The organism is Peribacillus sp. NPDC056705, assembly GCF_043656335.1.
Map to the genome: position 1 here is coordinate 1 of NZ_JBHTYI010000003.1, position 22864 is coordinate 22864.

22 protein-coding genes are annotated in these 22864 nt (G+C 39.9%); 3 read left to right on the forward strand and 19 right to left on the reverse strand.

The window, feature by feature from the left end:
* Positions 1 to 117: 117 nt before the first annotated feature.
* The 5 genes from ACFRAK_RS04675 to hflX form a co-directional block, all read right to left on the reverse strand.
* Complete coding sequence (locus tag ACFRAK_RS04675; RefSeq protein ID WP_387707186.1) at positions 118 to 324, reverse strand: BhlA/UviB family holin-like peptide; 207 nt, start codon at positions 322 to 324, stop codon at positions 118 to 120.
* Positions 325 to 685: 361 nt separating this feature from the next.
* The gene (gene glnA / locus ACFRAK_RS04680) at positions 686 to 2020 is read right to left on the reverse strand and encodes a type I glutamate--ammonia ligase (RefSeq protein WP_192204118.1); all 1335 of its coding nucleotides are present in this window, start codon (positions 2018 to 2020) and stop codon (positions 686 to 688) included.
* A 38-nt stretch (positions 2021 to 2058) separates the two neighbouring features.
* Entirely contained in the window at positions 2059 to 2463 is a 405-nt protein-coding gene (locus tag ACFRAK_RS04685) for a MerR family transcriptional regulator (protein ID WP_192204117.1), read from the reverse strand.
* Between the two features lie 194 nt (positions 2464 to 2657).
* Positions 2658 to 3926, reverse strand: a complete 1269-nt coding sequence (locus tag ACFRAK_RS04690) for a methionine gamma-lyase family protein (RefSeq protein ID WP_260288875.1) — start codon at positions 3924 to 3926, stop codon at positions 2658 to 2660.
* A 12-nt stretch (positions 3927 to 3938) separates the two neighbouring features.
* Complete coding sequence (hflX, locus tag ACFRAK_RS04695) at positions 3939 to 5192, reverse strand: GTPase HflX (protein WP_394571371.1); 1254 nt, start codon at positions 5190 to 5192, stop codon at positions 3939 to 3941.
* Positions 5193 to 5360: 168 nt separating this feature from the next.
* Here hflX and ACFRAK_RS04700 point away from each other — a divergent pair, with 168 nt between their 5' ends.
* Positions 5361 to 5969, forward strand: a complete 609-nt coding sequence (locus ACFRAK_RS04700; RefSeq protein ID WP_387600089.1) for a trimeric intracellular cation channel family protein — start codon at positions 5361 to 5363, stop codon at positions 5967 to 5969.
* A 37-nt stretch (positions 5970 to 6006) separates the two neighbouring features.
* Here the strand turns inward: ACFRAK_RS04700 and spoVK are convergent, their stop codons facing one another.
* The 9 genes from spoVK to ACFRAK_RS04745 form a co-directional block, all read right to left on the reverse strand.
* Positions 6007 to 6963: a stage V sporulation protein K gene (gene spoVK / locus ACFRAK_RS04705; RefSeq protein ID WP_387600086.1), complete on the reverse strand. Its 957-nt coding sequence runs from the start codon at positions 6961 to 6963 to the stop codon at positions 6007 to 6009.
* A gap of 388 nt (positions 6964 to 7351) precedes the next feature.
* Positions 7352 to 7585 carry an RNA chaperone Hfq gene (gene hfq, locus ACFRAK_RS04710; RefSeq protein ID WP_034313436.1) on the reverse strand — a complete coding sequence of 78 codons (234 nt, stop codon included), beginning with the start codon at positions 7583 to 7585 and terminating at the stop codon, positions 7352 to 7354.
* 3 nt (positions 7586 to 7588) lie between these two features.
* Positions 7589 to 8575 (reverse strand): tRNA (adenosine(37)-N6)-dimethylallyltransferase MiaA, encoded by a 987-nt coding sequence (miaA, locus tag ACFRAK_RS04715; RefSeq protein ID WP_394571442.1) that lies wholly within the window; start codon positions 8573 to 8575, stop codon positions 7589 to 7591.
* Between the two features lie 301 nt (positions 8576 to 8876).
* The gene (locus ACFRAK_RS04720; RefSeq protein ID WP_394571372.1) at positions 8877 to 10199 is read right to left on the reverse strand and encodes a sensor histidine kinase; all 1323 of its coding nucleotides are present in this window, start codon (positions 10197 to 10199) and stop codon (positions 8877 to 8879) included.
* Positions 10200 to 10707: 508 nt separating this feature from the next.
* Positions 10708 to 12648 (reverse strand): FtsX-like permease family protein, encoded by a 1941-nt coding sequence (locus tag ACFRAK_RS04725; protein WP_394571373.1) that lies wholly within the window; start codon positions 12646 to 12648, stop codon positions 10708 to 10710.
* Positions 12626 to 13402 (reverse strand): ABC transporter ATP-binding protein, encoded by a 777-nt coding sequence (locus ACFRAK_RS04730; RefSeq protein ID WP_387600077.1) that lies wholly within the window; start codon positions 13400 to 13402, stop codon positions 12626 to 12628. Before ACFRAK_RS04730 ends, ACFRAK_RS04725 begins: the two co-directional genes overlap by 23 nt.
* 98 nt (positions 13403 to 13500) lie before the next feature.
* Positions 13501 to 14562 (reverse strand): sensor histidine kinase, encoded by a 1062-nt coding sequence (locus ACFRAK_RS04735; protein ID WP_387600074.1) that lies wholly within the window; start codon positions 14560 to 14562, stop codon positions 13501 to 13503.
* Positions 14559 to 15266, reverse strand: coding sequence for a response regulator transcription factor (locus ACFRAK_RS04740; protein ID WP_387600071.1), 708 nt, complete (start codon positions 15264 to 15266; stop codon positions 14559 to 14561). The genes ACFRAK_RS04735 and ACFRAK_RS04740 overlap by 4 nt, the downstream gene beginning before the upstream one ends.
* Positions 15267 to 15371: 105 nt before the next feature.
* Positions 15372 to 15827, reverse strand: coding sequence for an SMI1/KNR4 family protein (locus ACFRAK_RS04745; protein ID WP_394571374.1), 456 nt, complete (start codon positions 15825 to 15827; stop codon positions 15372 to 15374).
* 1071 nt (positions 15828 to 16898) lie between these two features.
* On the opposite strand from ACFRAK_RS04745, the gene ACFRAK_RS04750 reads away from it, so the two are divergent.
* Positions 16899 to 17336: a helical membrane plugin domain-containing protein gene (locus ACFRAK_RS04750; RefSeq protein ID WP_192204106.1), complete on the forward strand. Its 438-nt coding sequence runs from the start codon at positions 16899 to 16901 to the stop codon at positions 17334 to 17336.
* A gap of 39 nt (positions 17337 to 17375) precedes the next feature.
* Positions 17376 to 18557, forward strand: a complete 1182-nt coding sequence (locus ACFRAK_RS04755; protein WP_098373865.1) for an NAD(P)/FAD-dependent oxidoreductase — start codon at positions 17376 to 17378, stop codon at positions 18555 to 18557.
* 72 nt (positions 18558 to 18629) lie between these two features.
* Here ACFRAK_RS04755 and chbG read toward each other — a convergent pair whose 3' ends face one another.
* From chbG to ACFRAK_RS04780, 5 genes are read right to left on the reverse strand one after another with little or no spacing between them, the layout of a single operon-like run.
* Positions 18630 to 19361: a chitin disaccharide deacetylase gene (chbG, locus tag ACFRAK_RS04760; RefSeq protein WP_387708759.1), complete on the reverse strand. Its 732-nt coding sequence runs from the start codon at positions 19359 to 19361 to the stop codon at positions 18630 to 18632.
* Positions 19358 to 20701, reverse strand: coding sequence for a 6-phospho-beta-glucosidase (locus ACFRAK_RS04765; protein WP_387600061.1), 1344 nt, complete (start codon positions 20699 to 20701; stop codon positions 19358 to 19360). The genes chbG and ACFRAK_RS04765 overlap by 4 nt, the downstream gene beginning before the upstream one ends.
* On the reverse strand, positions 20698 to 21045 hold the full coding sequence (locus ACFRAK_RS04770) for a PTS sugar transporter subunit IIA (protein ID WP_387600058.1): 348 nt from the start codon (positions 21043 to 21045) through the stop codon (positions 20698 to 20700). Before ACFRAK_RS04770 ends, ACFRAK_RS04765 begins: the two co-directional genes overlap by 4 nt.
* 16 nt (positions 21046 to 21061) lie before the next feature.
* Complete coding sequence (locus ACFRAK_RS04775; protein ID WP_387600055.1) at positions 21062 to 22411, reverse strand: PTS sugar transporter subunit IIC; 1350 nt, start codon at positions 22409 to 22411, stop codon at positions 21062 to 21064.
* 4 nt (positions 22412 to 22415) lie between these two features.
* The gene (locus ACFRAK_RS04780; protein ID WP_387600052.1) at positions 22416 to 22724 is read right to left on the reverse strand and encodes a PTS sugar transporter subunit IIB; all 309 of its coding nucleotides are present in this window, start codon (positions 22722 to 22724) and stop codon (positions 22416 to 22418) included.
* Positions 22725 to 22864 lie beyond the last annotated feature (140 nt).

Sequence of the window (22864 nt, forward strand, 5' to 3'; positions counted from 1 at the left end):
ACCATTCAACCTGATAACCGACTGATTGAAAAAATAAAAGCAGTGCCCCGAGAGCACCGCCAATCATTGCTACATATTGTTTTGCCTTATCCATACAAATTCCTCCTTGATTATGTTTCAATTCTTGCTATCGCTAACAATAATTTGTTTAATTTCATTTACATCCTGAGCCAATGTAGGGAACGCTTGAGCTTGTGTTTCAATTACGCCTTGATTCTTTTCGATTACTGCTTGATAATTCGCTTCACGTTCTTTGTTAGTTTTCATTGTTGAGAAAAATAACCATACAAATAAGGCTGCGAATGCACCCTTTTCTAGAATCATATTAACTATTTTGACCCCCTTTCAATGCAAAATAAAAAAAGCCATTCTCTAATTAAGAGAAGACTTGGATATGCTTTGCTGATATCGAATGTGATTGAAAACGGATTGAATATATTTCCCTCACCCTTATTCTGTTGAAAAAAACTTTAATTCTCTAATGCTGTTATTCTTTGTTCCATGCTATTCATTAACGCGGCCATATTCTCAATGGTTTGTTGGCTGATATGAAAAATGTCCTTGATTAATTTTTTTTGATTTTTTCCGGGCATTTATCGGGCAGTTGATAACTTCATTAGATTTTATGAATAAATGCCCGAAATAGAAAAACCCCTGACACCAGAGGTGCCAAGGGTTTGAAAGATTAATACATTGACATATATTGTTCGCGTTCCCATGGGTGAACTTGTGTTCTAAACATATCCCACTCGATTTCTTTTGCTTCGACGAAGTGTTCAAGTAAATGTTCACCTAATGCTTCTTTGATGACTTCATCAGCTTTTAATGTTTCCAATGCAGCATATAAAGTAGCTGGTAGATCAACGATACCTACTTCTTCACGCTCTTCTTTATTCATAACATAGATGTTGCGGTCAACTGGAGCTGGAGGAGTCAAGTCGTTCTTGATACCGTCTAGACCAGCTTTTAGTATAACTGCAAGTGCCAAGTATGGGTTTGCTGCTGGATCGACACTGCGTACCTCTACGCGAGTACTTACTCCGCGTGATGCTGGGATACGGATTAGTGGGCTACGGTTTTTAGCGGACCATGCAACATAACAAGGAGCTTCGTAACCAGGAACTAGACGTTTGTATGAGTTAACAGTTGGGTTTGTTACCGCAGTGAAGCTTGGAGCGTGCTTAATGATACCTGCGATAAATTGCTCAGCTGTTTTACTTAATTCCAATTTACCTTCTTTATCATAAAATGCGTTTTCCTTGCCTTTGAATAGAGAAACGTTACAGTGCATACCAGATCCGTTAACACCGAACAATGGTTTTGGCATGAATGTCGCGTGTAAACCATGTTTGCGGGCAATCGTTTTAACAACCAATTTAAATGTTTGGATGTTATCGCAAGCTGAAACTGCATCTGCATATTTAAAGTCAATTTCATGTTGTCCTGGAGCTACTTCATGGTGGGATGCTTCGATTTCAAATCCCATTTCTTCAAGCTCAAGAACGATATCGCGACGGCAGTTTTCTCCTAGGTCAGTAGGTGCAAGGTCAAAGTATCCGCCTTTATCGTTCAATTCTAGAGTCGGCTCGCCTGCTGCATCCAGTTTGAATAGGAAGAATTCAGGTTCAGGTCCAAGATTGAAATCTGTGAAGCCCATTTCCCTAGCTTCTGCAAGAACACGTTTCAGGTTTGCACGTGGATCTCCATCAAAAGGTGTTCCATCCGTATTGTAAATATCACAGATTAACCGTGCGACTTTACCTTTTTCGGAAGTCCAAGGGAAGATAACCCATGTATTTAAATCAGGATATAGGTACATATCAGACTCTTCAATACGTACGAAGCCTTCAATGGAAGATCCGTCAAACATCATTTTATTATCAAGTGCTTTTTCTAATTGACTGACTGGGATTTCAACGTTTTTAATTGTCCCTAAAATGTCAGTGAATTGTAAACGAATGTACTTAACATTTTCTTCTTTCGCTAAACGAGTGATGTCTTCACGTGTGAACTTTGTCAATTTCTTTTCCCCCTAATAATCATTCATAAATCATATTTTTATTGGAAAAAACGGGACATATCCCCTTGTCGAAGAGATGTTCGATGCTTGCTTCCTTGTAAAAGCTCGGTACGCAGAAGCTTGCGAAGCTCCTCGTCACTAAGGTCCTGTCTTATCTTTTCCGCTTGTTCTAATTCTTGAGTTTTAGGTAAATTCTGTTCCTTTACAGTGAAAATCTTTTTGATGCCGGCCAGATTGACTCCTTGTTCGATTAAGTCTTTAATCTCAAGCAGTCGATCGATATCGTTTAATGAGAAAACCCGACGATTTCCATCTGTTCTCATAGGAGTAATAAGTTGATGCTCTTCGTAATATCGAATTTGGCGTGCAGACAACTCAGTTAGCTGCATGACGATTCCGATGGAAAAAAGAGGCATCGAACGCCGAATGTTGTTGCCGCTCATTCTTAGCATCCTCCTTTTGTTTATCTAAAATTATCTTATATCATGTTATTAAACTTGTCAATATGATGTTACATTTTATAACATGATTCTTTCAGAAAAATTAAATGATTTGTTCTACTCAAATATTATGACTATTGCTTTTGCGGGAATCCAATTGTATTTGGATTCCCATAACATTCCTAACTTAATTTCGTTTACAATTGAATCAGCTTTTTGTCCATTAGCGCATTCACTGCAGTCAATACAGCTACTTTAACATGGGCGTATGTCAAGCCGCCTTGAACGTAGGCAACATATGGAGCCCTTGTCGGACCATCTGCCGTAAGTTCAATGCTGGCCCCTTGTATAAAGGTACCCGCAGCCATGATTACATCGTCTTCATATCCTGGCATATAGGCAGGATATGGGGTCACATGTGAATTGATTGGTGAGGCATATTGGATGGCCTGACAGAAGGCAACCATCTTATCCCGGTCATTAAATTGGACGGATTGAATCAAGTCAGTTCGCTTCGCATCCCATTTAGGAGATGTATTCATACCGAGTTTTTCTAAAAAGGCAGCTGTGAAAATGGCTCCTTTAACAGCTTGGCCCACGACATGTGGTGCAAGGAAGAATCCTTGGTACATTTCCTGCAGACTATAAAGCGACGCACCTGCTTCAGCCCCAATTCCTGGTGATGTTAACCGATAGGAGCAAGCTTCAACCAGGTCCTTTTTACCAACAATGTATCCTCCGGTCTTCACTATCCCGCCACCGGGGTTTTTAATGAGTGAACCTGCCATTAAATCCGCTCCGACGTGACATGGTTCTTGCGTCTCGACAAACTCTCCATAACAATTGTCCACGAATACGACGATTTCAGGGTTAATGTCTTTTACAAAAGAAATCATTTCCCTTATTTCATCAATCGTAAAGGAAGGACGTGTAGCATACCCTTTTGATCGTTGTATACCGATCATCTTCGTATTTGGTTGGATGGCTTGTTTGACGGCTTCGAAATCAACGGTGCCAGTTTCCCCTAATGGAACGGCCTTATAGCTGATCTGAAAATCACGCAAAGATCCGATACCCGAACCCCGGATACCTACAATTTCCTCCAAAGTGTCATACGGCTTTCCAGTTATGTATAACAATTCATCCCCTGGGCGCAATATGCCGAAAAGAGCGGTGGAGATGGCGTGTGTGCCTGAAATAATTTGGGGGCGCACCAATCCAGCTTCCGCTCCAAATACATCTGCATATATCAATTCCAGCGTATCGCGGCCCATATCGTCGTATCCATACCCTGTTGTCGGGATGAAATGGGAATCACTCACTCTATGTGCTTGATAACTTTGTAATACGCGGAATTGATTTTCTTCAATTCGTTCGTCCACTTGCTTATGTAACGGAGAAATCATTGCTTCCACTTCCTCGGCAATGTTTTTCAACACTTCTCCATTAGTTAACTGCTGATACATCAAAATTCCCCTTTATAATGAATATTTCTCCAGCTGCCCGGTTATTGGATGATCAGCTAGACAAAAACCTTTGCATTCATACCTTTCCGATTCTTCATTAAAGGAGAGAATGCGCAATATGGTTTCATTTTTCAGCTGTGATAATAATTTACCCTCACTCGACGGCAGGAAAACATGATACGGGACCATTTCTTCAATCACGTACTTTTCAATTTCTTCCATGATTTGATTCAAGTCCGATTTTTCATAGGCACTGATCATCAATGAAGCACGACTTGCTGACCTGACAAAATCAGTGTGAATCTTATCTTTCTTATTATACAACGTTAGCTGTGGAATGGAAGGGACATCTAAGTCATTTAGCAAATCCTGCACCGTTTTCTGATGATTAAAGTAATCTGTACTTGAGGAATCGACCACATGGAGCAACAGATCCGCTTCTTTCACTTCTTCAAGGGTAGAACGGAATGCGGCAATTAAAGATGTCGGCAAATCTTGTATGAATCCAACAGTATCCGTCAGCAGCACGGTAAATCCGCTAGGAAGAATCGCCTTTCGTGTCATGGGATCCAATGTAGCGAACAATTGGTTCTCTTCGTATGAATCCGCCTCTGTCAAACGGTTGAACAGCGTTGATTTACCTGCATTCGTGTATCCTACAAGTGCTATTTGAAAGGTCTTATTACGTTTCCTTCTATCGCGATAGCGTTCACGATGCTTCACTATTCCACTTAATTGCTGCTTGATTTCATCTATTTTCCCACGGATGTGGCGTCGGTCGCTTTCCAGCTTCGTCTCCCCTGGTCCCCTGGTGCCGATTCCGCCTCCTAGCCTGGACATCGCCGTCCCCTGTCCGACCAAACGCGGCAATAAATATTGGAGCTGGGCAAGTTCAACTTGCAGCTTCCCTTCTTTGGATCGCGCCCGCTGAGCAAAAATATCCAATATTAGCTGTGTCCGGTCAATGATCCTTGCCTCCAATTGTTTCGAAAGGTTCCGAATCTGGCTCGGGGATAGTTCATCATTAAAGATAAATAAATCCGGCTCCAGCTCCTCTTCCAGATTCCGAAGTTCCTCCACTTTTCCTTTTCCTATATATGTAGCGGGATCAACACTTTCCCTTTTCTGGGAAATGGTCATTAAAACTTCACCATTCGCCGTCTTCGCCAAAGAAGCCAATTCATCTAGTGAATATTCAAAACGTTCATTAGCCTCAGTTGTTTGACACCCAATCAACACGGCCGTTTCCTTTTTTGTTTCTTCCAAATCACAAGCACCACTTTCTGGTAGATTTCTGTTAATCATAACAAAAAAATCGAATATATAAAAATTCCCTCAAAACGAAGCTTTTAACCGTTTTAAAAATTCCGATAACATGCTAAAATCAAATTTGGCTTTACCATTAAAATCGAAAAGACATAGAGGGACATTCATATGACATGGGAAGTATTAAGCTTAATAGGTACGATTGCATTCGCTATTAGCGGAACCATCATCGCCATGGAAGAAGAGTATGATATTTTGGGAGTTTATATTTTGGGAATCATAACCGCCTTTGGCGGAGGGGCAATGCGCAATCTATTGATCGGTGTCCCCGTTTCAGCGTTATGGGATCAAAGTTTCTATTTTGTCATCGCTTTAGTATCCATCACCATCGTTTTTGTTTTTCCTACAAACCTTTCAAAGCACTGGGACAGATGGGGAAACCTTAGTGATGCCATTGGCCTTTCAGCCTTTGCCATCCAAGGGGCGATGTATGCTGTGGAACTTAATCACCCAATAAGCGCCATCATTGTATCAGCTGCATTAACCGGATGCGGCGGCGGGATAATCCGTGACGTGTTAGCTGGAAGAAAGCCATTGGTCTTCAGAAAAGAAATCTACGTAGTATGGGCCATCATTGCAGGCTTGGCTCTAGGCAGTGGTGTATTATCCCAGTCATGGCAGCTTTATTCGCTCTTTGCCGTCATCACGATATTGCGAGTCCTATCTTACACCAACAATTGGCATCTTCCCAATAAGAAATGGGTGCCTAAAACATAAATTTGAAAAGCCCGCCATCTTGGTGGGCTTTTCCATGTCATTCTTTCTCATCATCATCGAAAATCAAATCTTGGCTGGTCAGCGTCAGTAAATCGGATTTTTCAAATGAATCTTCCAGTAAAAGCCTCATTGCCTGCGCCCTGATAGACTTTTCAAGTACATTGCGGATATAACGTCCGTTGGAAAATGAAATAGGTCCCCGGAATGAACGCAATATGATTAAATGTTCTTTTAATTTTCTTTCGGCATCCCGATTCATTAGATACTCCTTTTCCTGCAGCATCCGATCGGCTATTTCCATTAACTGTTCAATCGTATAATCCGGAAAATCAATCACAAGCGGGAACCTGGAATGAAGACCAGGATTAAGGCTGAGGAAATAATCCATTTCCCTCGAATATCCTGCAAGGATCAAAATGAATTCGTGCTGCCGATCCTCCATATGCTTGACTAGGGTATCTATGGCTTCTTTTCCAAAATCTTTTTCGCCGCCTCTTCCCAAGGAATAGGCTTCATCAATAAATAGGATCCCGCCAATGGCCTTTTTAATTAGATCCCTAGTTTTTTGGGCAGTATGACCAATGTATTCCCCGACTAAATCTGCCCTCTCCGCCTCAATTAAATGCCCTTTCGAAAGGACATTCATTTTTTGAAACAACTTACCGATTAAACGTGCAACCGTTGTTTTCCCTGTTCCGGGATTTCCTTTAAACATCATATGCAGTGCTTGCCTGCCAGTTTTCAACCCCTTTGCCTCACGCTGTTTATTGATGTAAATCCAGGCATATATCTCTTTTATCATCCGTTTCATTTCTTCCATTCCAACCAGCGCTTTCAGTTCATCTTCAATCTCTTTCAATGCCACATGCTGGTGGGGGATTTCCTGTACCAAAATTTCTTTTATCGGCAGATCCTTTTGTAGCGCTTTTCTATTTTCCGCGTTAAACACAATATTGATTTGCCCGTTATTTTTCATACGGATCGGTTGTTCCAATGCATTCACCTCTCCATCTTGGACCCTAACTCTAACACCACAATTTTCAATTTATGATGGTCATAGGCATATATTGCCTAGCCAAAACTACCCCATCGGAAAATTCGTTTATTTCTTTTCGAGAATAAGCCCCATTCCTACCTGATAAGAAGCTTACTCTGACAGGATTATTTCCTCGGAGGATACGTTTCGACAAACTCCATTTCCGTTCACCATTTTATTAGGGGTAATGTCATTTCCTGCGGTTTCCCGGAAAATAATCCGTTCCTTAATATATATTCAAATCAGGTACGTAAAATTATCGATTCTTTGAAAAAGAACAGAGAAGTCCATGCAAAAAAAACAGGTCGCTATAAGCTAAACCTGTTTTTTACATTCATATATATGATTATTCCTTCACTTCGTAATCAATCTGAACATTACGTTGTGGAGCAAATGTAGAGATCGCATGTTTATAGACTAATTGTTGTTTGCCCTCTGATTCAAATAAAACGGTAAAATTATCGAACCCTTTCACTTGTCCTCTAATCTGGAAACCGTTTAGTAAAAACACCGTCACATACGTACCATCTTTACGTAATTGATTAAGAAACTGATCTTGAATATTTACTGATTGTTTCATGTATTAGTCCTCCTCTTTTCTCTCTAAATTTATGTATTCGCCTTCACTGAAAAGCTTTCCTGCTACAAATCCAGATATTTCATGTATTTTTTTTGGAAAACCCTTGAGATCGGTCATATCAAACCAAATTACATCCATTTTATTCCGAAACCAGGTCAATTGCCTTTTTGCATATCGACGGGAGTTTTGCTTCAATGTCTCAACTGCTTCATCCAAAGAAGCCCTACCATCAAAAAAATCATAGATTTCTTTATATCCTATAGCCTGGATTGATTGGCAATCCCTCAAACCTTTTTCATAAAATGACTCTACCTCTTGAATCAGCCCTTCTTCCACCATGCCATCAACACGTTGATCGATGCGTTGATATAACCTTTCACGTTCCATAGTCAATCCAATGATGCACGTATCATATTTCAATTCTGTAGGCTGTTCATTCAACTGCTCACTCATTGTTTTACCAGTACAATGAAAAATCTCTAGTGCCCTGATCACCCTTCTTACATTATTAGGATGAATCCGATTCGCGCTTTCCGGGTCAACACTGCGTAATTGTTCAAAAATGGGATCAATCCCCAACTCCCTAACCTGTTTTTCGAGTCCCTCCCTATAAACAGGGTCGGATGGCGCCTCCGAAAATTGATAATCATAAATGACCGATTGTATATATAATCCTGTTCCACCGACGATAATGGGAAGTTTACCCCTGTTTTGGATCTCCTTGATACAAGCATTAGCCCGTTCCTGGAACTCCGCCACACTAAATGGTTCATCAGGGTCTTTAATATCAAGTAAATAATGAGGAATTCCCTCTGTTTCTTCCCTTTTGATTTTTGCAGTCCCAATATCCATCCCCTTATAAACCTGCATGGAATCCCCGCTAATAATTTCACCATTAAATAACTTTGCCATCTCAATACTCATCTTCGTCTTCCCAACAGCAGTCGGTCCAATGATAACGAGAAGTTTTCCTTTTTGTTTTTTCACAATCTCACTGCCTTAAATGATTTTTCCCTATCTTATCATAATCTCGATGAAAGCAGCTAAACATCTACCCATTATGCCCAATTCAGGTACTTTTATTCAACTTTTTCCCCCTATTAATCGTCATAGTTATATCTCTCAGATTGTCAGAGTGTAGAATTGCCGAAAATACATTTGAGGCTCACAGATCCATTGCCCCTCCCCTGGCAGAAGGAGCTATAATCCAGTTAATGGAATCGCAAAAAAAGGTATGATTCCTTCTGCATTTGAGGAATCATACCTTTTTTTCTATTGTCTTTAGATCAATTTAGCCGATTTTTCCATTTACGGGTATGATCATCGTAACGGTTGTTGCTTTTACTGAGGATTGTACATGAATCTCTCCATCATATCTGTTCACTAAGTCTTTAACGATGAACAATCCTTGTCCGCGAACTTTTCCCTTTTGTGCCTTTTTGGTTGAAAATCCGCTGTTGAATATATTCTCCAAATCTAATTCCGAAATCATTGGTCCGGTATTCGTGACCATAAACGTATACTTTTCACCATCAGCTTTGCAGGAAATATTCATTCGGCGTTCTTGCTCTGGCAATTCAATTGTTGCCTCAATAGCATTGTCGATAACATTTGATAATAATTTAATCAAATCGATTGTTTTAATTCGATTGAAGGATTCGAATGAAACATCAACCTCTATATCAATGTTATAATTCTGGGCCGAGAGCCTTTTTGTCTCTAACAGAACAGATAAGCCCGGGTGAGTCACATCCAATTGCATCGATTCAATTGAATGCACTTCTTTTGAAAGACCGGTTAAGTATTCGAGTGCTTTTGCATTCTCCTCTAATTTAAGCAGTCCATGTATAACTTGAATATGATTGGAAAAATCATGCCTCAATGAGCGGACTGAAGCAATGAGCGATTGAAATTCCGATTGATACGTATCTTCCGTATCCCCCACTTCACGTGTCAGTTCCTTTTGATACCATTTTTGAATGACAAAAAAGGTAACCAGCAGCATGATAACAAATCCACCATTATAGACAAGAATGGCAATGCTGCTTTTCAATACCTTGCCGTTAATGGCATTAATATCTTCTGCGCTCACATCAATGCCCAAAAAACCAATTATGTCGCCATCTTTATTTTTCATTGGCACTCCCACAGTCAAATATTCACCATACTCCGGATCTTCTAGAATCCCGGTAATGAAGCTTCTGCCTTCATACCCCCGTTTGACCTGCTCCGGCGGAACAGTACATGCACCACCGATAGGAAAATCCCCTTTATGATCTTTAGAAAACCCAGTAATCATAGCCTTAGATACTTCCGGATTATCAATCATGATGGTATAAACATATAGCGCTCCTATTTTTTCACGGGCATCCTCTAAGTAAGTTTTTATATCCTTATATTCCCGGCTATTTACTTGGTTATTAAGAAATCGCTGATAGGCCTCTATATCCATCGAGTCGGCAATAGATCTAGCAGCTACCAAGTTTTGATTAGCAACGGATTTTTGGACAGAATTTTTAATGCTTAAATATGTTGAAAACATATTTAGAAAAATGAAAACAATCAATAAAAGAATGGTCAAATAAAGAAATGCCCTTAACTTTTTATTTTTCATAGGATTAAACTTACCTCATCTCTAGCAGCTAAAAGTTAACGAACCTATTCTGAGTTTACTATATAAAGGGACAAAGAAATAGAGAAAAATCTAATATTCTCTATAATTCCAGGTATATAATACTATAATTTATCAAGTAATTAACAGATTACCCACTAACTTTCGACCATTTAACTTTTTCATATCTTATCTGCATTGAATCAATTAATAATTTTTTCTAATAAATCATATCATTTCCAGTAAATAATTATACTAATATAGTAATTTAACGATGTTGGGTTTGGTACTTTCTCTACAAATAAATAATTTTACCCTTTATATGAAAATATTACAAGAACCTAAAGGTTCCGTCTGTAAAGTTACACCATAATTCACATTTTTTATATCAAGTTTCGCAAAAAAAGTGAATCACTTCCCTTTCAATAGTACATATTAACCAATTTTTCATATAGGAAAACAAAAATGGAATCAGGGCCTGCCCCCTGATTCCATTTTTAAATGACAGCTTTTATTTAATCGAATTGATGACTGCCCGCTCATACATCTTTTTTGTTACTTGATAATATAGCAGTTGAAAAAGAAAATACATTCCGATGACCATAGCAGAATAGACGAACAAGTTGGATCCCAATAAATTGCTTAATGCTACGTAGGCGATGATGGCATGAGTCATCCCTATCAGAAAAGGAGCGAAAAAGAGGGTGCGTATTTCTGCACTTAAAATTTGCCGTATTTCTTTTTTTGTCAGTCCCAATCGATGAAGGGCATGAATTTGGATTTTTTTATCTTCTAAATTCGTAAAAACTCGGAGATACATCATGCTTCCTTGGACGATAAAGAATAATAAACTGACAAACAAGCCGATAAAAAGTATCAAAATGCTTCCCTGTTTCATTTCTTGATAAATCGGAGCTCTTGTTTGCAATTGATTATGGTCTGGATTGTTAGACATTTTTTCGATTTTACTGGATGTTTCGATTGATTCTTCCCAATCTTTAATTTCGTACCCGCGTACTCTTACCTTTTCTTTTATAGGCACATCAGCAGTTATTTCTTGAAACAGCCGATCATCGACCACCATCAGGGTCGTTGCTGACTTTAGGGGGGTGACTATGGATTGATTGCGCTGACCAATCATAGTTACCTGCATGGTTTGTTTACCATAGTGAAGTTCCTTTTTTTCTCCCTTTTGGACGAAGTGATAATCCAGTCCTCCATAAGGAAAAATGTATAACGCTTCCTTTCCAGATAACTTTGCCGGATCAATCTTTCGCAATGCAGCCACATTGTTATAATCACTTTCCGAGATTAATAATGACCTATTTTCATTGGATTCTCCCGTTCTCATATGGGGTAACATGTGGGTAATGGGTACACCCGTCATATTTACTTCGTAAAGGATCTTGAATCCATCTTCCTTTAATGCTTCCTCTACTGCGGATGGTTCAATAATGGAATATATAGAAGCGTCATTTTCCACCCAGCCAATTGATTGCGGAATGTTATTCATCCCTTGCTTTTTTAAGTCTGCACTGAACATGAAAAGTGTGCCTGCTGCTGTTAAAATGACGGCTGTTATGATCGAGGTCAAAAAGAATAATCTCGAATAGTCTTTAATATTAAAGATCAGGTTTGTTTGAGTGATTAAATGCGTTCCGCCATATAAGCTTTTCTTCTTCCGGTAAAGCCTGCTGCAAAGAGCGACAATACTTTGGCTGAATAAAAAGTAGGTGCCTATAAGTACGAAGAATAAAATGGGCATTACTCGAATATAAGAATTGTTCAACGACATAGTGCCTGCCAAATAATAAGAAACGCTTAAGCAAACTGCTGATAATGCAATTAGCCACTTTGAAACGAAGGGCGTCTTTTTTGGTTTTTGTTTATCTTTTAGTAAATCGACGACCTCCGCTTTTCCAATGTGAAACAATGAAAGGAGCGATAGTAGCTGAAATAGCAAAACGAAACCAACAATCGTATAAACAAAGGCTTCAGGGACAAAGACAAACAATATTGGTTGCTCTACAGCCAATAACCAAGAAACTGCCATTAAGAATAACTTTGAGAACAAAAGGCCCAAGCCTACCCCAATCAGGATGGATATGAGGGAAACCATCGTTTGCTCCAAGTAAATCAGTTTTCTTAGTTGGGATCTGGACATTCCAAGCAGTGTCAGCAGCCCAAACTCTTTTTTCCGCGGCTGTATAAATGCGGAATTTGAATAAGCGATAAAGAAAACCGAAAATATGATGATCACTATTTCTGCTGCAATGAGTCCCTTACTAATTAGCTGTCCCCCCGGGATATTCGCAGTGACCACATCAGGATGAAAGATAAATGATGCGTAAATAAAAAAGATTGAGACGGAAAGGACGATACTGAAAAAATAAGCTAGATAACGTTGTGCATTTCCTTGGATATTTCTCTTAGCGAGAAGTCGGATGTTCATGATAGACTCCTCCCAAAACGCTTAACGTATCTAAAATCCTTTGATGGAAACTCTGTCTTTCCCCTCCGCTGTGCACCTCCGAAAAGAACTTGCCATCCTTTATGAATAGAATCCGGTCACAGAAGCTGGCAGCAGTCGGGTCATGAGTGACCATGAGGATGGTTGCTCCCTTTTTCTCCTGAAGTGTCGTGAGGGTATCCATTACCTGCTTGGCGGATTTGGAATCCAAATTACCAGTAGGTTCATCCGCTAAAATAATGGAAGGCTCATGAATCATCGCTCTTGCACAAGCCGTTCGTTGCTGCTGACCTCCGGAAATTTCATAAGTCCGCTTTTCTAAAATCCCTTCTATACCAAGAAGGTTCGCCAACTGATTTACCCTATTTTCCATTTCCTTCAATTTATAATGATCTAACGCTAAAGGAAGGAGGATATTTTCGCGAACGGTAAGTGTATCAAGAAGGTTGAAGTCTTGAAAAACAAACCCAATCTCCCTCCTGCGAAACAAAGCCAGGTCCTGATTGTTTAATTCGTTAGGGTTTTGATCATTTAGAATGACATTACCTGTGGTCGGCTTATCAATCGTGGCCATTAAGTTAAGCAGAGTGGTTTTCCCGCTGCCTGATGGTCCCATCACCCCGACAAATTCCCCTTTCTGTACATTCATGGTGAAATTATGTAACGCTTTATGAAATAAATTCCCCTGCTTTTGAAAATAAGTTTTGGATAATTGCTCCGCTTTTAATATCGACATCCTAAAATACCTCCCTTTCTTACCGTAAGTATATTGAATAAAGCGGGAGGTTCCCATCGAAGTTTATTACATAATCGTTTAACACCCTTACAATTCTGTCACCTTTCATGTAAGGTATTTGTCTTAAAGAGAAATTCCACAGTAGTCCCTTCCGATACAGTCGATTGAATGGTAACACCATGCCCAAGCCTGTTAACGATTTCCTTCACTAGATATAATCCCATCCCGGTTGACTCCTGTTGGGCTCGCCCGTTCTCTCCAGTAAAAAATGGATCAAACACCCGTTTTACATCATGCGGGACGATTCCAATTCCTTGATCTGTTATCCTAAGCATAATCTCCGACTCTTTTTCAACAACGCTGAACGTTATGCTGTCATGCTCTTCCTGCCTTGAATACTTCAGTGCATTAAAGACCACCTGACTAATGGCAAAGTGGAGCCACTTACGATCCGAATGCACATATAAATTCTCAAGCTCCGTGTCAAGCCTGGGATATATGAACCGTTTGATGAACTGTTTCTTTTCTTCGTTAATCACTTGCTTGACTAGATTAATTAAGTCAACCCGCTCCGATTTTACATCCTCCGAAAAACGCTGCAGCCTTGCTCCATGCAAAATAATTTCCAGTCCTCTGCGAAATCGATCATTTTCTTCTTCTATCTCTTTAAGATAATCCTTCATCGATTCACTCGAAATTGTCCTTTTGCCTTCTTGAACCAGTAAGGAAATGACTGAAACGGGTGTCTTCATTTGATGAACCCATTGATGGATCAACAGCTCATATTGCTCCTTCTGTTTGATTTGTTCTTGTAATTGTCCAATTGTTACCTGGTTCATTTGTTGAAAAAGTTCCATCCATAACTTTTGTTCATTTGACAGGGGTTCCCTAAAAGCTTCGACATATTCAAACGACAAGCTCGGTTCTTGCTTCATCCTTACTAATTGATTAAGAAAACGGTAATGCCTTATATAATCCGCCCCTAAAAATAGAAGCATCATAAACAACGCGAGAATAAATAAATAGAAGATATTCGAAATCGATATGTGATTCCCCGCTTCCAGAACGGCTAATGCATAAGCAATGATAAGCAGGCCTACCAATAGAACGGTATAAAAAATAAAATAAAGACGGTCTTTTATAAAGGATTTCAGCTTCACTTTTCTTCACCTTGCACTATTTTAAGTCGATATCCTTTTCCCCTGCTAGTTGTTATGGCGTGATTGACGCCAATATCCTCAAGTTTTCTCCGTACCCTTGTGACATTGACGGTCAATGTGTTGTCATCAACAAATGAATCATCATTCCATAATGCTTCAAGTAAATCTTCACGCGAGACAATGTTGTCATACTGACGTAGTAAACAACTCAATAATTTCAACTCATTTTGAGTTAACGTTACCCGCTTGTCCTGATATTCGATCATCGCTTTTTCCGTATAAAGCGTTAACCCATCCATTTCCTTTATTTTTTGGTGGGATGAGGATATTTCCGCATATTCACCATACACCCTGCGTAGGACACTCTTTATTTTCGCTAGTACCACTTCCAAATGAAACGGTTTTGTTAAATAATCATCCCCCCCATATTCAATGGCCATGACTTGGTTCATTTCATCTGTCCTTGCAGAGATGAATATGATGGGAACCTTTGAAACCGCCCTTATTAGGCGGCACCAATGAAAACCATCATAATAGGGAAGATTAATATCCAATAAAACCAGATCTGGCATTACCTCTTGGAACTCCGCAAAGACTTGGTCCAGTTGCTTCACTTCAAATACCTCATACCCATACCTTTTTAAATAATTGACTAAGATCCCCGCTATTTTGAAATCGTCTTCAACCAATAATATTTTATACATCTTTATCTCCTCATTAACTTGACAATCCTTCATATCATTCCATTTATTGAAATGAAAATAAAAAACCTTGAATGGGATGAGCCAATCAAGGGGATTCAAATAAAATTAGATTTCTTCCGGGATTTTCAATCCCTCAATGAAGGATTTAAAACTCGTTGCAACTTTATAAATATTTTCATCCTGACTTGACGGATCCGAATACCAACCCTGATCCCAGAAATAAACTCCCTTTTCCTCTTCGTTATCTATCAGCAAGATTTTACCTGCACATGTATCATTACCTATTATAATGCAATTCTTATGTAAGTTTTTCCTATTTTCTTCATGCCATTTCTGTAGATCCAGTTCTTTATCTTGAATCTCTAATCCATAAAGTACATTTAAGCAAACGAGCGTGTCTAATCCATCTACATAAAACTTACTGTTTTGAACAGCAGTTGTGCCGCCATTATGTGTAAGGAGAAATTGTTTATAATCTGCAGGGATCTCAAAACCCACAAATTGCTGAAAATTATTTACTGCCTCTTCTGTCGCTTTTCCATATCCGGTAATATTAACCATTCTACCACTCCATTTCAGTTTATTTTAGCAAAATCAATTGATAATCTTATTCTGTAAGCCTGCTAAGGTCAGGCCCTACACTCCATTTATGGAGATCGTTTAAAAAAAGTTATTATTACTTAGAAAATAATACTTTTTTTAAATATATTAACATAATTTTACTTTCCTTATCAGTATTTTCTGATATTTTTTTTGACAATTTTGTTGCATTTCAATAAGAAAATAGCTTTTTTAGAAAGAGTTTTGTCAAAAAATCAATAAATCGTATAATTCGTAGATAAATCGGTAGTTTTCGGAGATATATAGGGAGCTGATGATGAAACTTAGCATTATTCCTCCTTCTTTCATCCAATAAAAAAGGCGCCCAACCATCATCTTTCTAGGTTATGCGCCTTTTTTCTATTTATGAATCATCCCTATACATCTCAGACAACTTTATAGTCGTCATAAGTAATTAGTAACCTGCTCATAGAAACTGTCTCAGCACGAAGCCTATTCTTATCACGACAATAAGCAATGATGGAACTATTGGGGATTTTGGCTGTACAATTCCATTTACTATATTTTTCATTATACCTGGAGGATATTTCGATATTCTCACCACGGACCTCTAATATCCTGCGTTCTACCAAGGGCATCAACTCCAATTCCGATAATATTCTTTACCCTAAACCAGATAAAATATTCCTGGGTCACATTCAGGCATGTCATATTCAAAGATTATGGACATTATAGCAAACCAAACATATATTCAAAACAAAAGATGTCTACATATTCTGCCGATAGCCGATTGATCATGCCCCTTATATAATAGGAAATGCGGTGAACCCCCAATCGTAATCTTATAGAATGTCTCTTTATATAAGGTATTATAATTAGAATAATCTTAATGTTTTTTTGGAATATTAAGAGAAATCACAAAATCCACCTAATAACTGTTAATAATAACTATAAAAATTATATTCGTATCACAAAAGAAATATTTGAAATTAAGAGGTTAGAGTCGTATGATTAGTAGTATCGGCGGAAAACACATTAATCAAAATAATGAAGTATAAAGGGGAATTAGATATGGTAGATGTAGTCTCAAAACCTGAACATGAAACACTTAATATTTCTGCAAACCAAGAACAATTGGATATCCTTGATCAGCTTTTAAAGCCCGAGGTTCAGGAATCATTGAACACTTTAGTTGAGCAGTTACCAAAACTGACTGAGTTAGTGAATATTTTAACAAAGTCTTATGATTTCGCTCAATCGGTTGCGACTGATGATGTTTTGAAAAACGATACGGTCAGCGCCATTTCGGAGATCGCGACACCTGTAGTCGATTCAGTGAAAGGGCTTGCGGTTACTGCCATCGAAGCTAAGGATCGTGCTGAAGTGAATCATGACGTGATTGGTCTTTTTGGTCTGTTAAGAATGATGAAAGACCCACAAGCACAAAAACTTTTCCGTTTCGCCCAAGCTTTTCTTGAAGTCTCTTCAGAACGTAAAAACCAAAAATAATTTGATGAATTTTCAATCAGTAAGGACGGGGGATTAACTATGTCAAAACAAATCGTCATCTTAGGTGCAGGTTACGCTGGATTGCTATCTGCCTTATCCGTACGTGAATATTACAAAAAGGATGAAGTACAGGTTACAGTGGTGAACCAATTTCCAACACACCAAATCATCACTGAATTGCACCGTCTTGCAGGCGGATCTATTTCTGAACAAGCCGTTTCCATTCCGTTGGAAAAACTTTTCAAAGGAAAAGATATCGACCTTATCATTTCCAAAGTGGATTCTTTCTCAGTGGATAACAAAGAAGTGAAACTTGCCAATGGTTCCACTTTATCTTATGATGCCCTGGTTGTTGCTTTAGGAAGCCAAACAGGATTCTTCGGCATTCCGGGACTTGAGGAAAACAGCATGGTCTTGAAATCCGTAAACGATGCAAACAAAATTTACAAACATATCGAAGATCGCATACGCGAATATGCACAAACGAATAATGAAGCGGACGCAACTATCGTGATCGGCGGCGGCGGATTGACAGGCGTCGAGTTAATCGGTGAAATCGTGGATCATTTCCCTAAAATCGCCAAAAAATTCGGAGTGGACTTCAAAGACTTGAAAATCAAGCTTGTGGAAGCTGGTCCAAAAATCCTTCCGGTCCTGCCTGACCACTTGATCGAACGTGCGATGACAAGCTTGGAAGCACGCGGTGTTGAATTCCTGACAGGTCTGCCTGTAACGGGTGTTAAAGGAAATCAAATCGAGTTGAAAGATGGACAAACGATAACGGCCAATACGCTTGTTTGGACAGGCGGAGTTGCGGCTCTTCCTATCGTAGGCGAATCAGGCCTTGAAGTGGATCGCGGCAAAGCGACCGTTAATGAGTATTTACAATCCAAATCCCATAATGACGTATTCGTTGTCGGGGACAGCGCCGTTGCGTTCCCTCCAGAAGGCGGCCGTCCATACGCTCCTACTGCACAAAATGCTTGGCAAATGGGTGAGCTTGTTGGATACAACCTATATGCAGCCTTTGAAGGCAAGAAACTTGAAGAATTTTCACCTGTAAACTCAGGTACACTTGCGAGCCTAGGCCGTAAGGATGCGGTGGCAACCGTTGGGGCCAATAACACTTCCCTTAAAGGCCTGCCGGCTACATTGATGAAAGAAGCAAGTAATGTTCGCTATCTATCACACATCAAAGCCCTATTCAGCTTGGCTTATTAATTTTTAGATATAGCACTCATTGAATTTAAAAGGACCATTCATCATTTGATGAATGGTCCTCTTTTGTAATGATCAAATCTTAACTTGGTTGATGCTGAATCTAAGGGAAAATCCCTCAGGTAATTTTGCATGTGTCAAAATCCGGGTTTCTTTCAAGCGTTTATCATTATAAGAGGAGACTTCCATCAATTCTTCATCCATATAAGCAGGATGGGTCATTATCTCCACGCTCGCCCCATCCGGTACCCTTCCCTTCAAGTTTTGAAAATAATCTTCAACCACCATATCTCCATAAAAATCATCCAGGAATACATCTGTAACGGTTTGAATCCCAGCCAGGTGCCTTCCGGCATTACGCACTGGCAATCCGTATTTATCAGACAGCTTTTTTATTACAGGTAGAAATGCTGTGATCCCGTGTACATGATGATGGCTGTCGAAATGAGTCGGAAATAAGCCAAATTCCAAGAATCTTTCGATTTGTGCTGACCACTCCCTCTCCAATTCCCTCAAGGAAATACCGGCAGGATCCCCATATATCAACGCTTGCTTTTTAAAAAAACCTGATTCATCAACTAAACTCGGAACATCACTCAATAAAGGTTTACCCCATGTCAGCACTAAGTGTATACCTACTTTCAACGAAGGGGTCTTCTTTGCGATTTCAATCGCATGCTCAGTTGCTTTCGCATTCATCATGATCGTCGCCGAATTGACAATCCCATATTTGTGGCTATCCAAAATCCCATAATTCACCGCTTTAGTCAACCCGAAATCATCTGCATTTACAAGGACTTCAATCATGATAAATTATCGTGCAACTCCTTTTTTTCAAAAAACTGCGGCAAATACTCTTTATGCGCCTCCAGCATTTCGTCTAAGATAAGTTTTGCAACCCGATCACTTGGAACGAGTGGATTGATCGTCATGGCAAGCAATGCAGTATCATAGTCGCCTGTAATTGCGGCTTCGATGGCTACCCTTTCAAAGGATTTGATTTGCTGTATTAAACCGCGGACTGCGACAGGAAGCTCACCTACATTGATAGGCTTAGGACCATCCTTGGTTATCACGCAACTGGTTTCAATCGCCGAGCCATAGGGGATGCCTTCAATCGCACCATGGTTTACGGTATTTACCGCTTGAATATCTCGCTTATCGGTATGCATCGAGCAAATCAACCGCACAGCAGCATCACTGTAGTACGCACCTCCGCGCTCTTCAAGCTGCGGCGGCTTGATGGCCAGATCCTTGTCTTTGTATAGCTCAAATAAACCTGTTTCAAGTCTTTGAACGACCTCTGCACGTGTTTCCCCTTTTTCTGCATCCTTCAATTCCTGGGCTAGTACATCTCCCGTTTTATAATAGTAGTTGTGGTATGGACACGGAAACAGGTTTAACGCTCTTAGGAATTCCGGTTCCCAGCCCATTGCATGGATATTCTTCATCGTTACAGCATTAGATGGATCTGTAATCAAATGGATGATTTGATCTTTGACACTCTCGCCATCAACGAATACATCCAAGCCGTAAACCATATGGTTCAAGCCAGCAAAGTCGATCCGGACTCTTGATGGCTCTACATCCATTAAATCCGCAACACCTCGTTCCATACCAATCGGCACATTGCAAAGGCCGATGATTTTGGAAATATTACTGTGACGCAGAACTGCTTCCGTTACCATTCCTGCAGGATTCGTGAAGTTAATCAGCCATGCTTCCGGACATAATTCCTCCATTTCATGAGCAATATCCAGAATGACAGGAATCGTTCTAAAAGCCTTGAAAAGCCCTCCTGGTCCGTTCGTCTCCTGTCCGATCACTCCGTGTTTCAATGGAATCCTTTCATCAAGCGCCCTTGCTGCTAGCTGGCCAACCCGCAGCTGGGTTGTTACATAATCAGCGCCTTTAAGCGCTTTCTTTCTGTCTAACGTGAGATGGACTTCAATATTCACACCAGCCTTTTCAATCATCCTTTTTGCCAAATTCCCGACAATTTCAAGCTTTTCCTTTCCCGCTTCGATGTCCACGAGCCAAATTTCACTCACAGGAAGTTTTTCATGATATTTGATGAAACCTTCGATCAGTTCGGGCGTATAGCTCGAACCTCCGCCAATCGTGACAATCTTCAGCCCCTTGCTCATTCAGCAGTCCTCTCCTTCACAGCCTCTGCATGTAAGAATTCTTCGCGTAGATCAATCATTTCAATTGCAAGATCCTTTATAGTCATCGCTGTCATTAAATGATCTTGTGCATGCACCAGGATAATGGGAAGATCAAATTGGTCCCCGCCCGCCTCAGCATGGATTAATTGGGTTTGGTATTTATGGGCTTGCAGTAATTCCGTTTCGGCCTCGGCTATTTTCACGCGAGCAGAATCAAAATTCCTTTTCTTTGCTTCCTGCATCGCTTCCATTGCAAAGCTTCTCGCATTCCCGCTATATAAAATCAATTGAAAGGATAGCTGGTATAATTCTTCTTTTTCCATTTTCATCACCGCTTTCTTAAACGCTTAGCGTTTCTGAATCTTTTGTAAGCTCTGTTTTATTTTTGGTGTCTATCTTCACTTGAGCATAAACGAATGGTAAATAAATCACTGTTGAAATGACTAAGTTGATTGCAGCCAAGACCGCTCCGGACATATGCCCGCCTGTCGCCAGGAATCCACCCACTATCGGAGGGGTAACCCATGGAATCTTGGCGACGATCGGGAAAACCATTCCGCTGCTTACCGCGATATAAGAGATCACGGTTGTAATTACCGGGCCGAGAACAAATGGGATGAACCACATTGGATTCAGAACGATAGGCAACCCGAAAAGAATGGGTTCGTTAATCTGGAACACTCCTGGTGCCCCTCCGAGTGCAATCATCTGTTTATACCGTTTCCGACCGGCAATGATCATTGCAATGATCAGGCCCAATGTTGCACCAGATCCGCCTAAATAAACAAATGCATCCAGGAAAGAACCCGCCAATACCCCGTATTGATCCATGTCTTTTATGCCTTTTGCATATAAATCGATATTTTTCACTCCCGAACTTTCAAAAAGCGGTGTCGTGATCCCGCCAAGGATATTGGGTCCATGCAAACCGATCATCCATAATAAATGAACAAGAAATACTAGTAAAATAGCGAATGGCAATGAATCTACTGCACTTTGTAATGGAGATACAATCACTTTACCAAGCCAGTCATTCAGTATTTGCCCATCCGTAATTTTACGGAATAGCAGTCCGAATACACCAGCGATAAAGATCGTCGCCATACCCGGCACTAACTTTGCAAATGAACGGGCTACCGCTGGGGGTACTCCATCAGGCAGCTTGATGACTAAATATTTCACTCGTGAAAGTCTCACAAAGATTTCAGTGGCAATTAAGGCAACGACAATTCCTGTAAATAAAGCTGTAGCATTAAAATAGTTAACGCTTACAAAACCCCATGCCCCGCCTGTTACATCCTTATCATCGATGGTCAAGGTGACATTTCCGATTTGAGGCAATAATAAGAAGAAACAGGCTGCGGAAACCAACATCGCTTCAAAACCATCGTCACCGTATGATCGTGCCAATTTATAAGAGATGCCGAATACAGCGAATACCGTCATGAATGCAAAGGTTCCAAACCAAATATCACCGCCCAGCGTATTCCATGCAGGACCGAAGATGGCCTCCATCATTCTACCGTAAGGCTTGATGACTTGCCCTAGATTATTAAACAGGACGGCGAATGACCCAATCATTGTAATCGCTATCATTCCAATCAATGTGTCACGGATCGCAAGCAAATGCCGGTTATTTCCTACCTTTACCGCCCCAGGCATAATATACTTATCAATAAAAGTCATCATATCCTTATTCTCCTTTTATTAAAGTAGTGGCTTGTTTTAATACTTCTTCACCATTACATAGTCCATAGAACATTGGATTGATGGTTGCGACTGGAATCCCCTTTTCTTTCCCCGATTCCTGTAACTTGGAAAGAAGATATCTAACCTGCGGACCTAATAAAATCACATCGGCCTTATCTATTTCATTATTCACTTCTGTAGAACCAACAGCCCATATACGACATTCTATTCCTTGTTTTTTAGCGCTTTCCTCCATCTTGGTAACTAATAAACTAGTAGACATCCCCGCAGAACAACATAATAAGATATTCATTGAAATTACCCCCCTTTTTAATGTTTGATTATTCAGTATTTTTAAGTAAGGCTAAACCACATTTTTGTATTAATCCCTGTTAATTTGTTTTATCACTTCCCCTGAAAGGCTATATGAAGTGGGTATTATTACCTCCATAC

Coding starts and splice junctions, on each gene's coding strand:
- ACFRAK_RS04690 (WP_260288875.1), bottom strand. CDS start 3,926: ATGTATCAGCAGTTAACTAATGGAGAAGTGTTGAAAAACATTGCCGAG.
- ACFRAK_RS04740 (WP_387600071.1), bottom strand. CDS start 15,266: ATGTATAAAATATTATTGGTTGAAGACGATTTCAAAATAGCGGGGATC.
- ACFRAK_RS04685 (WP_192204117.1), bottom strand. CDS start 2,463: ATGAGCGGCAACAACATTCGGCGTTCGATGCCTCTTTTTTCCATCGGA.
- ACFRAK_RS04725 (WP_394571373.1), bottom strand. CDS start 12,648: ATGAACATCCGACTTCTCGCTAAGAGAAATATCCAAGGAAATGCACAA.
- ACFRAK_RS04745 (WP_394571374.1), bottom strand. CDS start 15,827: ATGGTTAATATTACCGGATATGGAAAAGCGACAGAAGAGGCAGTAAAT.
- ACFRAK_RS04675 (WP_387707186.1), bottom strand. CDS start 324: ATGATTCTAGAAAAGGGTGCATTCGCAGCCTTATTTGTATGGTTATTT.
- ACFRAK_RS04700 (WP_387600089.1), top strand. CDS start 5,361: ATGACATGGGAAGTATTAAGCTTAATAGGTACGATTGCATTCGCTATT.
- ACFRAK_RS04775 (WP_387600055.1), bottom strand. CDS start 22,411: ATGATGACTTTTATTGATAAGTATATTATGCCTGGGGCGGTAAAGGTA.
- hfq (WP_034313436.1), bottom strand. CDS start 7,585: ATGAAACAATCAGTAAATATTCAAGATCAGTTTCTTAATCAATTACGT.
- ACFRAK_RS04730 (WP_387600077.1), bottom strand. CDS start 13,402: ATGTCGATATTAAAAGCGGAGCAATTATCCAAAACTTATTTTCAAAAG.
- ACFRAK_RS04755 (WP_098373865.1), top strand. CDS start 17,376: ATGTCAAAACAAATCGTCATCTTAGGTGCAGGTTACGCTGGATTGCTA.
- chbG (WP_387708759.1), bottom strand. CDS start 19,361: ATGATTGAAGTCCTTGTAAATGCAGATGATTTCGGGTTGACTAAAGCG.
- ACFRAK_RS04765 (WP_387600061.1), bottom strand. CDS start 20,701: ATGAGCAAGGGGCTGAAGATTGTCACGATTGGCGGAGGTTCGAGCTAT.
- ACFRAK_RS04750 (WP_192204106.1), top strand. CDS start 16,899: ATGGTAGATGTAGTCTCAAAACCTGAACATGAAACACTTAATATTTCT.
- ACFRAK_RS04720 (WP_394571372.1), bottom strand. CDS start 10,199: ATGAAAAATAAAAAGTTAAGGGCATTTCTTTATTTGACCATTCTTTTA.
- ACFRAK_RS04770 (WP_387600058.1), bottom strand. CDS start 21,045: ATGGAAAAAGAAGAATTATACCAGCTATCCTTTCAATTGATTTTATAT.
- ACFRAK_RS04780 (WP_387600052.1), bottom strand. CDS start 22,724: ATGAATATCTTATTATGTTGTTCTGCGGGGATGTCTACTAGTTTATTA.